At 44.1% G+C, this 17106-nt stretch carries 14 protein-coding genes and 3 tRNA genes; 15 read left to right on the top strand and 2 right to left on the bottom strand.

The window, feature by feature from the left end:
* Positions 1-307: 307 nt before the first annotated feature.
* The 7 genes from BQ7394_RS02910 (at position 308) to BQ7394_RS02880 (ending at position 9407) form a co-directional block, all read left to right on the top strand.
* Complete coding sequence (locus BQ7394_RS02910) at positions 308-718, top strand: hypothetical protein (RefSeq protein ID WP_075555998.1); 411 nt, start codon at positions 308-310, stop codon at positions 716-718.
* Positions 719-915: 197 nt separating this feature from the next.
* Entirely contained in the window at positions 916-1497 is a 582-nt protein-coding gene (locus tag BQ7394_RS02905; RefSeq protein ID WP_075555997.1) for a DUF3575 domain-containing protein, read from the top strand.
* A gap of 156 nt (positions 1498-1653) precedes the next feature.
* The gene (locus tag BQ7394_RS02900) at positions 1654-2868 is read left to right on the top strand and encodes a hypothetical protein (protein WP_075555996.1); all 1215 of its coding nucleotides are present in this window, start codon (positions 1654-1656) and stop codon (positions 2866-2868) included.
* 34 nt (positions 2869-2902) lie between these two features.
* Positions 2903-3781 carry a FimB/Mfa2 family fimbrial subunit gene (locus tag BQ7394_RS02895; RefSeq protein WP_075555995.1) on the top strand — a complete coding sequence of 293 codons (879 nt, stop codon included), beginning with the start codon at positions 2903-2905 and terminating at the stop codon, positions 3779-3781.
* 13 nt (positions 3782-3794) lie between these two features.
* Positions 3795-5240, top strand: a complete 1446-nt coding sequence (locus BQ7394_RS02890) for a DUF4906 domain-containing protein (RefSeq protein WP_075555994.1) — start codon at positions 3795-3797, stop codon at positions 5238-5240.
* 15 nt (positions 5241-5255) lie between these two features.
* The gene (fimD, locus tag BQ7394_RS02885) at positions 5256-7244 is read left to right on the top strand and encodes a fimbrial tip adhesin FimD (RefSeq protein ID WP_075555993.1); all 1989 of its coding nucleotides are present in this window, start codon (positions 5256-5258) and stop codon (positions 7242-7244) included.
* Positions 7245-7256: 12 nt separating this feature from the next.
* A complete protein-coding gene (locus tag BQ7394_RS02880; RefSeq protein WP_075555992.1) occupies positions 7257-9407 on the top strand; it encodes a hypothetical protein in 2151 nt (716 codons plus the stop codon).
* Between the two features lie 97 nt (positions 9408-9504).
* Here BQ7394_RS02880 and BQ7394_RS02875 read toward each other — a convergent pair.
* Positions 9505-9576: transfer RNA gene (locus tag BQ7394_RS02875), tRNA-Arg, on the bottom strand.
* Positions 9577-9646: 70 nt separating this feature from the next.
* Positions 9647-10372: a DNA repair protein RecO gene (recO, locus tag BQ7394_RS02870; RefSeq protein ID WP_075555991.1), complete on the bottom strand. Its 726-nt coding sequence runs from the start codon at positions 10370-10372 to the stop codon at positions 9647-9649.
* 90 nt (positions 10373-10462) lie between these two features.
* Between recO and BQ7394_RS02865 the strand changes: the two genes are divergently transcribed.
* The 8 genes from BQ7394_RS02865 (at position 10463) to BQ7394_RS02830 (ending at position 16885) form a co-directional block, all read left to right on the top strand.
* Positions 10463-10852, top strand: a complete 390-nt coding sequence (locus BQ7394_RS02865; RefSeq protein ID WP_075555990.1) for a DUF2721 domain-containing protein — start codon at positions 10463-10465, stop codon at positions 10850-10852.
* 132 nt (positions 10853-10984) lie between these two features.
* A tRNA-Glu gene (locus BQ7394_RS02860) sits at positions 10985-11056 on the top strand.
* 41 nt (positions 11057-11097) lie between these two features.
* Positions 11098-11352 carry a 30S ribosomal protein S20 gene (rpsT, locus tag BQ7394_RS02855; RefSeq protein WP_007655189.1) on the top strand — a complete coding sequence of 85 codons (255 nt, stop codon included), beginning with the start codon at positions 11098-11100 and terminating at the stop codon, positions 11350-11352.
* Positions 11353-11363: 11 nt separating this feature from the next.
* Positions 11364-11435, top strand: a tRNA-Glu gene (locus tag BQ7394_RS02850).
* Between the two features lie 170 nt (positions 11436-11605).
* The gene (gyrB, locus tag BQ7394_RS02845; protein WP_075555989.1) at positions 11606-13561 is read left to right on the top strand and encodes a DNA topoisomerase (ATP-hydrolyzing) subunit B; all 1956 of its coding nucleotides are present in this window, start codon (positions 11606-11608) and stop codon (positions 13559-13561) included.
* A gap of 93 nt (positions 13562-13654) precedes the next feature.
* Positions 13655-15433, top strand: a complete 1779-nt coding sequence (locus tag BQ7394_RS02840; RefSeq protein ID WP_075555988.1) for a gamma-glutamyl-gamma-aminobutyrate hydrolase family protein — start codon at positions 13655-13657, stop codon at positions 15431-15433.
* A gap of 61 nt (positions 15434-15494) precedes the next feature.
* Positions 15495-16451: a M20 family metallopeptidase gene (locus BQ7394_RS02835; protein ID WP_394333686.1), complete on the top strand. Its 957-nt coding sequence runs from the start codon at positions 15495-15497 to the stop codon at positions 16449-16451.
* Positions 16452-16459: 8 nt separating this feature from the next.
* The gene (locus tag BQ7394_RS02830) at positions 16460-16885 is read left to right on the top strand and encodes a SufE family protein (RefSeq protein ID WP_075555987.1); all 426 of its coding nucleotides are present in this window, start codon (positions 16460-16462) and stop codon (positions 16883-16885) included.
* Positions 16886-17106: the final 221 nt, after the last annotated feature.

The following is a 17106-nucleotide window of genomic DNA, read 5'->3' as shown; positions in this document are numbered from 1 at the left end:
AGGGCTTCTTTCCTATATGAAAGGGGTTAAAACCCACAGAGGATCCGGCAAAGCCGGAGCATTTAATCTATCCGTCGGTTAAAAACCGACGGCAAAAGAGAGCCTGCGGCATGAGGCGGAGCCTCATAAAAAAGACTCATATATTGCTCCTACTTGAAGCTCATATCTTTCTATCTCCGAGCGCGAAGCCTAATTGTCAATTAAAAAAGGTTCACCTTTTTCTAATCCTTAAAAACAAACATTGTTGTAATAAGATTATACTTTGAACACAAAAGACTATATTTGTCCCATAATAAATGTAACCGTTATGAAAAAGAATATTTTCAACCTGATATTACTATTGACCATACTCTGCGGATTTAATAGTTGTGTGGACAAACCACTCGATCCTATAGATAATCCGGAATATATTCTTTGTAATAACGCCGGATGGTGGGACGACTATTATGATGTAGACGGATACTATTGCGAACAACGACTCATTTTCCATAATGATGGCAGAGGAGAAGAAAGCATTATTCGCCATAACAGCGATATCCCAGGTGATTTCAAGGAATTTATATATGATTTCTATTGGGAATGGGATGATGACTACTATGGATCTATCTATATGGAATATACCAATGGAGACTACGTTATATTTGACAATCTGCGTATATATTTTGATGAATTGTCCGGTTACCTAGGCGACGACTATGTCACTTTTGAGCCCTTTTAACCTTAAATTATATCATCGAAAGTAAATTTTACGCCAAAATATGTTTATCTACATACTTTTCAAAACATATCTGAATTAAGCTTGTTTTAATTCAAAAGAGAGCAAGAATCTTAAAGAGTAACAATAGAATTATAAGATGTTTACCGAATAGGGGAGATTCTTCAGAGAGTTTTAACAATATGTGAGTAAAAAGTACGATGAGAAGAGGAATATTGATAATATGCATTATTTATGCATTTGTCAGCGGCATGACAGCACAAGTAAAAGAGAATAAGAACCATTTACCGGCTTTCGCTATTAAGACAAACGCATTATATTGGGCGACTACAACCCCGAACCTGGGGATTGAAATAGGACTATCCGATAAATTTACACTCGACCTGTCGGGAAACTACAATCCTTGGACATTTTCCGACAGCAAGAAACTCAAACACTGGCTGGTTCAACCCGAACTACGCTACTGGACTTGTGAACGATTTAACGGACACTTTTTCGGACTCCATGCACATTATGCCGAATACAACGTTGGCGGCATCAAAATGCTGGGATTAGAAGATCACCGTTATCAAGGCAACCTGTACGGCGCCGGAATTTCATACGGTTACCACTGGATACTAAGTAAACGATTAAGTATAGAGGCAACTATAGGCGTAGGCTATGCTTATCTGGATTATGATAAATATCCTTGTGGCGAATGTGGCACTAAAATCAAAGACGGTCACAGGAACTACTTCGGTCCAACCAAAGCAGGTTTGAGCCTCATCTACATCCTTAAATAGAAAGGAGATATCAATAAAAAAAATAACAAGGTAATATACATATAATTTTATATGTACAGCCATCCTTATGCTTAGCCGGAGCAAAAGGAACCACTAATGACAGGCAGGAGGGAAAGACTTCCACACAGAGTATCAATCATTAATTTCAAAAAAGTTATGAAAATCAAGAATTTATTTATAACATTATTCGCTGTATCCACTTTATTTGCATGTAGTAACGACGACGAATCGCCGGTACCCGACAATGGCGGTACAAAATCAATTTCCGTATCACTGGCAGGAATATCGGGTGTAGCCACCAGAGCGACAGAAGCGGGAAACCTGTTTACCAAAGATACAATGAACGTAAACAGCGTACTTATCAATCTGACGGATGCCAGTGGCGCTGTAGTTAAAACGCAGACCATCACAAAAGATGCAACCGCAGATTCCGACTGGGAGAAACTGACTAATCCGGATAAGGGTTTGAAGTTTGTCAATGTTCCGCAGACAATATCAAAAGTATACGTTTATGGTAATCCGGGGAACGCCGTAACAGACAACAAGATATCGACTACGCTTGCCCAACAGCAAGGCTCGGAAGTATTGTACTTTGGTGTGGATGATAATCTTACAACAATCAAGCCCGAACCGATCGAACCAGATCCGACTTCCGGACAGACATATATTGCCAATGTGACTATCAAACCGATCGTTGCACGCTTACAGATCAATAAGATCACAATAAAAACAAGCGGCTCATTCGACTTCACCCGTGTAATTAGCGGTAGCACAAAGAAAGCAACAGTCAGCTGGAACTCATTCAGTGCAAAACTGAAAGGGGTTTATCTGAACAACTTCTATACAACCTATCATGACTCGACAGATGTTGCCGATCTGTATAATAACACGTCTTCGGTTAATAATATTCTCGAAGGTAAATGGCTCTTCAACCAGCCAAATGCAGTGGATGCAGCGTCTTATGCCAGCTATAATAAGTATACAGGCAGCAGTTATGAAGAATTGCTCGTCACACTTCCTGCCGGCAAAAGTTATGCATTCAATATTTTCCCGAGCGACCAGTTGCCCAAGATCCATCTTGACCTGTCTGATATTCAGGCTCCGGATCTGGCATCAACCGACTTAAGCGTATTTAACCCGTCACTGGCTAACACGTCTCGTTTCGCCAACATCGTAAAGTATTTCAAAGATACGACCACCGAGTTGACGGCTGACGATTTCAAAGCAGGTACGATCTATAATATGGAAGTCGAGTTGATCCCGATGTTGGATAACGACCTGGAAAATATACAATATAACGTATTAGTTCATGTAACGATCGCGCCCTGGACAGAAGAAACAATCACTCCGGGATTCGACCTGGATCAATAATTCCGATTTCATCATCATTTCAACATACAGAACAATGAAACAAATGAAATATTTCAGCATTATGCTATTGGTTGCCCTGATGACCGGTTGTATCAAAGAAGACCTGGATAGTTGCGACACGAATCTGATCTTCAAATACTTCGGAGACGGGACAAAGGATATATTCCCTGAAAAAATAGAAAAAGTGGATCTGTATGTATATAGCGAAAACGGAGCACTTGTAGAAAGAATCGGATTAGATCAGGGTGATTTAAGACATAACCAGGGAACTCCCCTCAACCTCCCGGCCGGCAAATACCGGGTCGTATGTTGGGGAAACACCCGAAACGATACCCGGATCGATCAGGCGATGACTATAAACACGGCTTTGGTTGCTGCCCCTCACTATTTTACAAAGGAATTGATCACCACTAATGATAGCCTGTACATAGGAAGCAGGGATATAGATATTTATCAGGATGCCTCAAGCACGGATACTGTTTATTTCAGTAGTTCACACATTAAAATGTATATTGAACTGGAAGGACTGGAAGAGGTTGCTCAGGCTGACGGTACGTCACCAATCGATATTGAGATCGGTAACCTGAGTCCCACGGTCAACTTTGCGAAAACATTCTCTTCGGAGAATGTTTCGTACAGGCCGGTCGTTCGGAAAGAAGTAAACACCTCCGGATATAAGTCAAGGTTCAACGTACTGCGGTTCAACGACAAAAACAGTATCTATATCAATTTAGTCAGTAAAGAGACGAATAAAACAATTTACACATTGAATCTGAAGGATTTCATGCAGAACAACCATATCTCGGTAGACGGGATCAATGAAGTGACGGTCGGAATCCGCTTCCGTTTCAATGGAACCTCGGTCACAGTTCAACCCTGGGATGAAGAGGTGATAAAACCGGGCCTCGGATAAGCCCACAAACAACATGAAAAGGTATAACAATTATATAGCGTCAATAGGGTTCTTCATTGTCGCCTTGCTGGTTACATCCTGTAGTGACGAAGAGGACATCGAACAGACAAGCCTGGAAATGAATGCCCGGCTGAACCTGACGATCTCCACCCGCGCAACAGCAGACGACCTGATAAAAGGAGGAGACGGTAAGTTTTCGAGCCTGGCTCTTTACATCTTTAATAAGACGGATGGTAAGTGTGAATACTCAGAGCTGATCCCGGTTATCACCCCGCAATATGTGGATGAACTGACCCGGTCGATCCAGGTTTCCCCACAAGACAAAATTATTTATGCTATCGGTAATTATAATGATGAGGGAAAAGAATACTCCATAATACCGGATGAATCGAAACCCTTATCGGAACTGGATACGATGACTATAACAAACAAAAACGGGTTTACGGATACTAGTCTGTTAATGGTAGGAAGACAGGTTGTAGAAATCGACGGTCTTGTTACGGAAGCAACTATCCAGATGGAAAGACTTGTTTCACGACTGGATGTCTATATGTTCAAAAGCAGAAGGCTGGAGAGCAAGGAGGTCATTGTAAAGTCGATCGAATTGGTCAACCAGATAATCAACACACGGGGTGAATATCAGAATACCATCATGGTTTCCCCCGTTAAGACAAAGAATGATCTCAGGGTGATCGATAGTAACAATGTATTGGGTATCATGCCGGAAGACCTGTCCGGTATCACTCCGGACAATGCGACGGAATCTTTTTACAGCTATCAAAATATCGCGGCTTCGGCTACTCCCGACTCGACAGTCACTCCTTACCTGTTGATAACAGCTGATATCGACGGAGAGACTCACCGGTATAAAGGATATATCACCGACGGCGGACAAACCATCGATAAATATAGCCTGAAACGTAATACGGTATATCGCATTATGGCAATGCTCGATAATCCGGATAATATGCTGATACTTAAAACAACGACTTTGCCCTGGACGAAATCTACATCACAGATCGGCCATGTGGTAAATGAGGGGGATTACAGCTTTGGTGCCAACAACACGGAAGCAACAACAGGTATTGTGCAATATCCCTACGTTCTGAACGGTGAATCGCAGAATAACACATCGTATGCCAGTTACAACTTCCAGCTGACCGCTCCGGCAGGGGCTATCTGGACAGCAACACTGACTAACGGTCTGGAATTCACATTCGGGACAGAAGGTTCTACCAATGGCAAACTGGCCATATCGAAAGGGATTGCCGGCAACAATACCTACGAGATCAAGGTGGGAGCTTCAAGGCCCTGGAACAGTACCATCAGAAAAGCCTATCTGTATATCACCGTAGAGGGGAAAAAGTTAAATATCAACCCGGTTCAGAGCAACGGACAACGGGCACTGCCAGGCGATAACGATACGGATGTTCTGATTACACAAACAGAATATAAATAAAAGGAGAAAAGGGTTATGAAACTAAATAATATCTACATCATTCAATTTATCTCGGCACTGGTCCTGCTGTTCTCTTCCTGTAGCCAGGAAGAACTGGCAGGCGAGCCGGATGCAGTCTCCGGTTCCGGCAAAATAGCCATTAGGCTGTCGCAATCGGGTATCACCCGTGCCGATACGGAAATTGGGGAGGACGATCTGAATGAAAACCTGATCAAAACACTGGACGTTTTCATTTACAGGGAAGACCAGGAGTCTTGTTCTTTCTACCAGCACATCACCCCTTCTCCCGAGCAGACAGGAAGCGGGGAATATACCGTTATACTGGGTGCTACGCAAGATCAGTTTGTCCGGAATGCGACTTATAATACGTATGTGGTAACTAATTATAGCGGAAGTATACCTGCCGCTGGTCTTACACGTTCCAACTTGCAAGCATTGAACGTTTCAGCGTTGAACCCCGATAAGATACAGGATAGTTTTCTTATGGATGGTACTGCCGCCAATATTCTGAATGACGGACGTATCGTCAACAAAGAAATTGCCGTATCATTAAAACGGGCGGCAGCAAAAATCAGGATCTCCACCGCTTACACGAATAATTTCCATGCATTAACCGGTGGAACTATCACTAAAAAGCTGTTCCAGTATGCAACAAATGCATCTGCTCTGGAAAGCGGGAATACTGTTATTCCTCAGCTACAGAGTATGTCGGGTTTTACTGGTATTACCCCGGGGACAGGAACAGACAAGATCGTTGTCTACTCCTATCCGAACGACTGGAGACAGCAAAAACAGAACGAGACTTACCTGATCGTGAATATTCCGGCAACAGGTCCCGACGGTACGGAGTATGCGCAGAACTATTACAAAGTACCGGTCAATTTCCGTCTTCCGTCAGATGATACGGCAAATCCATCGGAAGAACAGGAAGCCGAACGCGATGCAATATATAAACTGGAACGTAACCATCTATATGATGTAACGGTACTGGTAGACCAGCCGGGATCACCGACACCAGAGACAGCAACAGAGATCAGTGCCAATTACACAATCAAAGACTGGACTACCAAAGAGATACTTGTATCTTTGGAAGGTTTCAACTTTATCTATGTAGAAGATACCGATATTAAGTTGCCCAACAGTACCAATTTCATGACAACATTCCAATCGTCGACACCGGATGTAGAGATAGGAGATATCACTGTCAACGGCCAGGCAATTACAAACGGAAACCAGGGAGTACTTATCAGTTGTTCGCAGGGAGTAAAAACCGGTGATATCACTATAAACAGTACACTTCCGGAGAATTTCGTAGCGAAAGAAATCGCCTTCACCGTTCACAACGGCGTAGGCCTGACACAGAAAGTAACGGTTATACAGTATCCGGCCTTATACATAGGTTCCGATATATCAGCAGATGCTCCGGGCGGAAGCCAGGGACAGAATAATAATAAAATGTTCGTTATCGGTTCTTTCGTTGCCGACTTCTCTTCCTTACCTGATCCCGACGAGTTCGATGAAGACTTCGGAACTGGCTATACACATTATGCCGCTAATCCGGCATTAGGAAAATCATACGCCCAATATATCAGGAATAATGCAATATTGGGACATCCTTTGACTGACAGTAACGGCGTAACGATCGACACGGAAGAAAATAACCGGCGTATATCTCCCCGTCTTATGCTGGCTTCGCAACACGGGGTGACAACAGCAGACAGCTACCTGAATTCAAGGAATAAATGTGCGGCTTATGTTGAAAACGACGCCACGACTAACGAGACGTATTCGGACTGGCGTATGCCTACATTGGCTGAAGTTTATCTGATCGACGTGCTTCAGAATATCAAGGTGGCTGAAGTTAAAAAGATTCTGGAAGGCAGCTGGTACTGGAGTGCCAGAGCCAGTTCCACCGTTCAGTTCATAGATCCCAGGGTGGGGAATACAGGTTCCTTCAACCCGTTGAACTCATCGGTACGTTGTGTCAGGGATGTCAAATTTTAAAGGAGGATAGTTATGAAAAATATTGTCATATATTTAATTGCTTCACTTGCATTATTCGCCTGTCAGGACGAAATTGAAGTGGAAAAGACAATGAAGCCCGGCAAGGCAGCTTTACAGGTATCTGTAAACATACCGGAATACAGGATCGCCACACGTGCCGCAGCTTCATTTGAGAACAACCTGTCGGATGTCTGGTTACTGGCCTTCGACTCGAACGGACTGTTTATCGAGCGCACTCACGCAACTGATCTTAACAGCGGAGAGACAGACGGCGTCGGTAGCGGTTCTTTCAAAGCGGAAGTACCCGAAGAAACAAGAATTATACACGTGGTGGCTAACTACGACAACTGGTCTTCTTTCAATGATAATGCATTCCTGCAGAAAGACGAGAAAGAAGTTATGCCTTCCTTATACGACAATAAAATGGTTTTCTGGGGAAGAAGCGAGGTTCCCTCCCTGTCCTCTCCTCTATCGGTAACGCTTTTCCGCAACCAGGCGAAAGTAACGGTACAAGACGATGCGTCTAACTTTACTGTCACCGGTTACGCACTCGGTCATATCTCTTCGACCGGTACCGTCGTACCGTTTATACCGGATATGACTCCCAATCCGTTTATTATTCAGGATGATATCACCACGTTACCTCCGGGCACTCTGTATAAAACAAGCCAGAGTGATGCGGATTGTAATATGGAACCCAAATATATGTTTGAAAATCCTAACTACTTCAACGACCAGTCTTATATTATTATTAAAGGCCGCCTGGATAATGGGCCGGAACTGTATTACAAAATACAGTTCCTGGACATTAACAAAAAACCTTATACAATAGTCAGGAACTACCAGTATAAGGTCATAATCAAATCGTTCAGTGATAAAGCACACGGTAGCACGACTTTTGAGGATGCAAAAAACGCAGAAGTATCCAACAACATCTATGCAGAAATATTCAAGGACTCTCCTTCTATCTCCGACAGCGATAACAACAGGCTGACCGTTAGCCGGCTGAACTTCCTGTTCACAAAAGGTGGAACGTTGGACGTGACAGCTCATTATACGGAAAACGAAGTTCCAAACGACGGACAGATCAGCGTATCGGTACAGGAAGACCGGGGTAGTATCGTCAGTGGCCTGTCATACGACGGCAACGGGAACATCACCGCCCGTATAGCCAAAGTCTCTGCCGGACAGAATGAAGCGACTTTACTGGTGAAAGCTGGGGAACTGTCCCGTGTCATCACGGTCACATCCAGCACATTATATAGTTTCGATCCGGCAACATTATCTCCTGAACTATACACAGGCAAGGATCAGGATGTTACTTTATCATTCCGTATACCGGATGTTATACCTAACTACCTGTTTCCTCTGAAATGCGAGGTGACAACAAAATATTTAAATCCGACCGACCCGAATAAGAATCTGGAGATCAATTTCGAGGATGGCATATATAAATATGTATACTGGGTATATAGCCCCGGCATTAAAGAACTGAACTTTAAAACGAGCCTGGATAATAGCAATGAGACGATTACGATAGAAAACGATTATTTCAAAACTGCTGAGATTAAACTAATCTCACATCAGTTTGAAGGAGTATCGGTCAACAACAATAATATGATTGTCTACGGAACGGGGAACACAGCTACATTAAGGTTCACTATTCCCGAATATTCGGATTATCCTCCGACATATCCGTTAACAGTATTTGTTGCGACAAAGAACCTGACAACATCACAGGCCGGTTGGAGCGTGGTAGACGGTGGATATAGCTATACTTATAATACACCACCATCCGGAGAACAGACAGTCGAGTTTTCGTCAAGTAAGAACGATAGCCACGAGCAACTAATCATTAGTGCTCCGGGATTCAGTAATTCAACTGTTACTGTCAACAATTACCTGTCAGGAAACGTGTACACTTCAGGAGAATTACGCGCTATTTATAACGGATTGACGTATACACTTCAGAACCGTAGCATAAGTTCCTCCAATACGGCTATCATCAGTAGTTTTTCAACCAACAGGAACAGTATGTATGGTTTCTATGTAAAATCTGGAAGCAAACTGTCCGATACAGTCACCCTCTCAAGCAATGGTTATTACGGATCATTTACAGTAGGGGAGTTACTAACAGGAATGCGTTTGAATTTGTATCAATAAAAGGAAGACAATCCGGGATGGATTTAGTATTGATTAAGTGAGAGAAGGACTGTACAGGAGCAAAAGCTTCAGGTACAGTCCTTCAATATTTAATTTGTAGTCTCGCCGGGAATCGAACCCGGATCTAAAGTTTAGGAAACTTCTATTCTATCCATTGAACTACAAGACCAACTTTTACATAAGTGCGGCAAAAGTATAACCTTTTCCTCAAACTGGCAAGTATTCAGGCGGTAATCTGATCAATCGAAAAGACTTTGCATCACCGAAAGGGACTTTATTTCCGGAAATTCCGGTAAATGCAAGCGGTAATATTCAACGATACGGTTGATTACTCCTACCCTGTCCTGCCGGGAAAAAGAATAAAGCGACATATTTTCGAAACTGATTTTCAATAGACGAGCAAAGACCTGACTCTCCTCCCGGTTCAAATAATGCCGGTGCATAGGGATACGGTCGATAAAAACACCGTTCTGCATATCGAAATAACAGCCGGAAGAGAAAGAATCGGCATTCGGATAAATTCCCAGATAATGAAGCAAGCGAAGCAAGAATACCAGATGAAAGTTTGCTACTCCCTTATCGGCATATTCCAACAGATGTATCGATTCATACAGATAATTGAAAAGTCGCGGGTCCGGTTCCGTATCCTTCACAACCCGGAACAATACCTCGGAAAGGAACAGTGCCAATACGTTCTTCACCGGATTACAGAACAGTTCGGTCAGAGGATAGCATAACTTTGTTTCGCGGATACGGTGCAGGTCACGTTTATTCAGATGCTCCACTTCCATCTCCAAAACAGATAGCGGCATGAACAGCGCTTTAGAGACGGTCGATTTCTTTCCCCGGTTGCGTGCCACCAGATAAGAGGCTCGTCCGAAAGCCTCCGTATACATATATATAATAGAATATTTATCGTTGTATGGAATAGCATGCAGGACAATCCCGCGCGTTTTACATAACATAATCTCACCTCTTTATGGCAGACAAAGATACAAAACAACAAACTATTTCCGATATTTGCAGGTTATAATAGTATAAATACATTATTAATTATGTTGGATCTAACTACCCCGTCACTTCTATTTTCAGCCATATCACTCATATTGCTGGCTTATACCAATCGTTTCCTGTCGTATGCCAGTGTTGTGCGAGCATTAAAGGAAAAGCATCAACAATCGCACGATCCGAAAGATTTTGCACAGATAGCCAACCTTCGTAAACGGCTTTATCTGACCCGCTCCATGCAAATACTAGGGATACTTAGTTTGCTGTTTTGCGTAATTTCCATGTTTTTCATCTATATTTCATGGCAAATTATCGCCGCCTGGATATTCGGAATCGCCTTATTACTTTTAGCTGCATCACTATGTGTATGTATCTGGGAAATAAATATTTCCGTTAAAGCACTGGAAATACACCTCCAGGATATAGGTTCTAAATAGAAGTTAAAACGTTGTGTTCTATTAAATTTTCCTCTGAAATGTTTTGGTAGTTCAGACAGAACATCTATCTTTGCACTCGCAATCGGGAAATCAACAACCCCAGAGTGCTGAAAGTGAGAACTTTGACATGATGGCCCATTCGTCTATCGGTTAGGACGCAAGATTTTCATTCTTGAAAGAGGGGTTCGATTCCCCTATGGGCTACAATAAACAAAATTAAAAATTCAATAAAGAATAGCTAAGAAATGGCAAATCACAAGTCATCAATCAAAAGGATCAGACAGACTAACGCAAGACGTTTGCAGAATAGATATCATGCTAAAACAGCTAGAAATGCAATGCGTGTACTGCGTGCAACTGAAGACAAGAACGAAGCTCAGGCTCTGTTACCTAAGGTGTGCTCTATGTTGGATAAGCTTGCTAAGAAAAACGTTATTCACAAGAATAAGGCTGGCAACTTGAAATCCAAACTGACAAAGCACGTTAACAAGCTTGCATAAGGAATAATTGCGGCCCATTCGTCTATCGGTTAGGACGCAAGATTTTCATTCTTGAAAGAGGGGTTCGATTCCCCTATGGGCTACTTTAGAAGCGGTCGGGTTAATTATAACCCGACCGCTTTGTCATGTCTTTTCACACCCTGTTTTTTTGCTATTTTCACACTACTTTTACCTGCTAAGTCAATTATTTTCACTACATTTGTTAGCATTTTTAGAGATATAGATAATTAGTGATTTTAAAGGATAGAAACTCATGAGTGAAGAAATTAAGAATACTTCCGGAGAGTACTCTGCGGACAGTATTCAGGTACTTGAAGGGTTAGAAGCGGTACGAAAAAGACCGGCCATGTATATTGGCGATATCAGCGAAAAAGGTCTACATCACCTGGTGTATGAAGTTGTCGACAACTCTATTGACGAAGCACTAGCCGGATTTTGTTCTCAGATCGACGTAGTAATAAACGAGGATAACTCTATCACAGTAACGGACGACGGTCGTGGTATACCGGTAGATATTCATGAGAAAGAAGGCAAATCAGCTCTGGAAGTTGTTCTGACAGTGCTACATGCCGGAGGTAAGTTCGACAAAGGGACTTATAAGGTATCCGGAGGTTTGCACGGTGTGGGTGTATCTTGTGTGAACGCTCTTTCCACTTATTTGAAAGCAGAAGTTCGCAGAGGAGGGAAAATACACATGCAGGAATTCTCTTGTGGAAAACCTTTACATGATGTAGAAGTCGTTGGAGATACAACAACCACAGGAACCACCATCTCGTTCAAACCGGACGACAGTATCTTTACCGTTACTGAATACAAATATGAAATATTAGCAACCCGTTTACGTGAGCTGGCCTTCCTGAATGCAGGTATCAACCTGACACTGACAGACAAACGTGTAATAAAGGAAGACGGAACCTATAAGTCCGACCTGTTCCGTTCGGAAGAAGGCTTGAAGGAATTCGTTCGTTACGTAGACCGTTCCAAAGAATCCCTGATACCCGACGTGATCCATATCGTAACGGAAAAACAAGGAATTCCTGTTGAAGTTGCAATGACATACAACACATCTTTCAACGAAAGTGTATTCTCGTATGTAAATGATATCAACACAATTGAAGGAGGTACTCACCTGGCTGGTTTCCGCCGTGGTCTGACACGTACCTTGAAGAAATATGCCGAAGACTCCAAATTGCTGGAAAAAGCCAAGGTTGAGATTCAGGGAGATGACTTCCGCGAAGGTCTGACTGCTGTTATCTCTATCAAGGTTGCGGAACCGCAGTTTGAAGGACAGACAAAGACGAAACTCGGAAACAGCGAAGTGACCGGTGCCGTAGATCAGGCAATCGGTGAAGCTCTTACTTATTACCTGGAAGAACATCCGAAAGAAGCGAAGATCATCGTAGAAAAAGTGGTTCTGGCAGCACAGGCTCGTCAGGCAGCACGTAAAGCACGCGAACTGGTACAGCGTAAATCACCGATGACCGGTGGAGGGCTCCCTGGTAAGCTGGCCGACTGTTCTTCGAAAGATGCTTCTATCTGCGAGTTATTCCTTGTCGAAGGGGACTCTGCAGGGGGTACGGCAAAACAGGGCCGTGACCGTATATTCCAGGCTATCCTGCCGCTTCGTGGTAAAATCCTGAATGTGGAGAAAGCAATGGATCATAAAATCTTCGAAAGCGAAGAAATCCAGAACATCTTCCGTGCCATGGGTGTTACTATAGGTACAGAGGAAGATCCGAAGGAATTGAATTTGAGCAAGCTCCGTTATCATAAGGTAATCATCATGACCGATGCCGATGTGGACGGAAGCCACATTGCCACTTTGATCCTTACTTTCTTCTTCCGCAGAATGCGTGCATTGATCGACAACGGATATGTTTACCTGGCTACTCCTCCTCTTTACCTCTGTAAGAAAGGTAAAATAGAAGAATATTGCTGGACAGAACAGCAACGTCAGTCGTTTATCGACAGATATGCAGCCGGTAATGAGAACCAGATCCATACACAGCGATACAAAGGTTTGGGAGAAATGAACGACCACCAGTTATGGGATACGACCATGAATCCTGAGAACCGTACGCTGAAACAGATCACAATCGATAGCGCAGCTGAAGCAGATCAGATATTCGCCATGTTAATGGGTGAAGAAGTTGGTCCGCGCCGCGAGTTTATCGAGGATAATGCAACTTACGCAAACATTGACGCTTAATCAGTGGACAGATAACAGTGGACAGTGGACAGATAACAGAGAAAAAGAACTGTCAACTGTCACTTGTCAACTGTCAATTAAAATAGTTTTGTTATGAATAATCAAGTCCGTCGTCCGAGTTTAGAAGCCCTATACAGGGAAGTTGACAACTTTACACCAAAGAAAGAAAAACTTCAGCCTCCCCGCATAGGAATATCTTCAAACCGGAAAGACGGACTTTCCTGTATAGCCGAGACATACGTACAATCCGTATTGCAGGCCGGAGGTGCTCCGGTATTGATCCCGGTGATAACAGATCTAGAAGCGCTTACAGCCATCGTATCCGGTCTGGACGGATTGCTGATGAGTGGTGGCGGAGATCTCAATCCGCTTTATATCGGGGAAGAACCGATACCGCAGTTGCAGGATGTGGACACATTCCGCGACGAGTTCGACCTGATCCTACTCAGGCTGGCGGCTAACCGCCAGTTACCGATCATGGGCATTTGCCGTGGTCATCAACTTATCAACGTCGCTTTCGGCGGTTCGGTTTACCAGGATATCTATTCGCAGCACGAAGGCGGTGTACTCAAACATAGCCAGGCAATGCCCCGCGAACAGGCTTCACATTCCGCCAGGATCACCGATACATCTTCCCGTCTTTTTGAAATACTGAAAAAAGAACCGGACATACAGGTTAACTCTGTTCATCACCAGGCGGTGAAAGAAGTAGCACCCGAATTCAAGGAAACAGCTGTAGCTCCCGACGGCATCAATGAGGCGATGGAACATCCGGAAAAAGAAATATTCAGCATACAATGGCATCCGGAAGCAATGGCCTCCTACGGCAATGAATTGATGCTGGAACTATTCAGGCATCATGTTGAATCCGCCCGTTTGTTCAAAGAAGCCAAACGCATCCACCAACGGAATGTAATACTCGACTCGCATACGGATACACCGATGATCTTCCCCGGCCAATTCAATATTGGAAAGAAGGAAGGCGGAAAGGTAAACCTCCCGTTCATGGAAGAAGGACTGGTAGACGCTGCCATCATGGTGGCCTATATTCCGCAAGGGAAACGCGACGACGAATCGTTACGGAAGGCAACTGATTTTGCAATCGACCGCCTACAGGAAATTCATCGCCAGATGGAGATAAACCGGGGCAGAATGAATATAGCCCACACTCCCCAGGAGGTATGGGTAACAAAAGACGCCGGAAAGAAAGCAATCATGCTGGGACTGGAAAACGGCTATGCCATCGGTAAAGACCTCAATAACATATCCCGCTTCAAAGAACTGGGAGTCAGCTATATCACCCTCTGTCACAACGGAAGTAACGATATATGCGACTCTGCCCGTGGTGAAGCGGAATGGGGTGGCCTGAGCCCTTTCGGGAAAGAGGTCGTAGCCGAAATGAACCGGTTGGGGATACTGGTAGATATATCACACGCAGCCGAAAGTACGTTTTACGACGCATTAGAGTTCAGCGAACAACCGATCATCGCCTCCCACTCTTCGGCCCGTGCCTTGTGTAACCATCCGCGCAACCTCACCGACGATCAGTTGAAAGCACTGGCCACCAAACAAGGAGTCGTACAGATCTGTCTATACAAAGGTTTCATCAACGAAGAAGCAGAAAAGGCTTCTCTTACCGATGCTGTCCGCCACATCAATCATATTGTCGACCTGATCGGTATCAACCATGTGGGTATCGGTTCCGATTTCGACGGCGACGGTGAACTGATCGGTTGCCGGGCCAGCAACGAACTGATAAACATCACCGTTAGACTTCTCAAAGAAGGATACAGTGAAAACGATATTGCAAAAATATGGGGTGGCAACCTGATGCGAGTTATGTCGCGTGTACAGGCAGCCTATAATGGATAAAAGATAATCTAAACAGATGATGATGCATATTTTATATATAACACTGCTGGCTTGTTCGCTGATGGCATGCAGCCAGGCCAAGAATCAACAACAGGAGGATACAACAGTCAGCCAGGCTGTGCCTGCAACAAGTACGCCTTCTTTCAACGCCGACAGTGCCTACACTTATGTAGAGAACCAGGTTAAATTCGGCCCTCGCGTCCCGAATAGCGAAGCACATAAAGCTTGCGGCAACTACTTGGCATCCGAATTGAAACGGTTCGGCGCCAAAGTATATGAACAGGAAGCGACTCTTACCGCATACGATAATACCGGCCTGGAAGCCAAGAACATTATCGGTTCCTTTAACCCGGATAATAATAAACGCATCTTACTTTTCGCCCATTGGGACTCGCGTCCTTACTCAGACCATGATCCCGATCCGGCCAATTACCGCAAACCAATCGACGGGGCCGATGACGGAGCCAGTGGCGTAGGTGCACTACTTGAAATAGCCCGCCAGATCGGACAGAAAGATCCGGGAATAGGCGTCGACATCATTTTCTTTGATGCCGAAGATTACGGTACTCCCGAATTCGTCGACGAATACAAACCCGATACCTGGTGTCTCGGTACCCAGTTCTGGGCAAAGAACCCTCATGTTCCGAACTATCGTGCCGACTTCGGTATCCTGCTCGACATGGTTGGAGCCAAAAATGCAACATTCTTCAAAGAACAACTTTCTCTGAGCAAAGCGGCCAACATTGTCGAAATGGTTTGGAGTACAGCCCGTAACCTGGGATACGGCAAATACTTTATCAATGCAACCGGCGGTGCCATCACCGACGACCATGAGTATGTAATCAAAGGTCGCAATATTCCTTGCATCGACATTATCAACTACGACCCGGAAAGTGACCACGGTTTCGGTTGGTACTGGCATACGCAAAAAGACAATATGGAGAATATCGACCGTGAAACCCTCAAAGCCGTAGGGCAAACGGTTCTGGAAGTAATATATAACCGACAAAAGAAATAATACGAACGATGACTATCAACGAACTTCAGGACAATGTTATTGAAGAGTTCTCAGCCTTCGACGACTGGATGGACAAGTATGCGTTGCTGATCGATTTAGGCAACTCACTTCCCCCGCTGGAAGAAAAGTATAAAACAGAAAGTAACCTGATCGAAGGTTGCCAAAGCCGTGTATGGCTCCAGGCGGACTATGAAGACGGGAAGATTATATTCAAAGGTGAAAGTGACGCAGTGATCGTGAAAGGTATCGTTTCACTGCTGATCAACATCATGTCCAACCATACCCCGCAGGAGATTCTGGATGCCGAGCTCTATTTCATCGAACAGATCGGCTTGAAAGAACATCTCTCCCCCACCCGTTCCAACGGCTTGGTTGCCATGGTGAAACAGATGCGTATGTACGCCTTGGCTTTCCGCACAAAGGAACAAGGGTAACTCTTTGCACACAAAATTAGGGATAACTCCCGAATACCTTTCCAACGGGTAGGCACTCATTTGAAATGGGTGCCTACCCGTTGGTCGTTGGGTGCCGAGTCATAAAAAAATAGGTCGGCAGCTATTTGGAAAAAGCTGCCGAGAGATTGAGAAAAAAACGTAAGTATTTTGAAAGAAAAGACAGCAGTTTTTATCTTCATCATGTCAGTAAAATAACACTA

It is taken from the genome of Parabacteroides timonensis, from assembly GCF_900128505.1.
In the GTDB taxonomy this organism is placed as follows: domain Bacteria; phylum Bacteroidota; class Bacteroidia; order Bacteroidales; family Tannerellaceae; genus Parabacteroides; species Parabacteroides timonensis.
The sequence above is the reverse complement of the archived record's forward strand: the minus strand, read 5'-3'. Positions and strand labels throughout refer to the sequence as shown.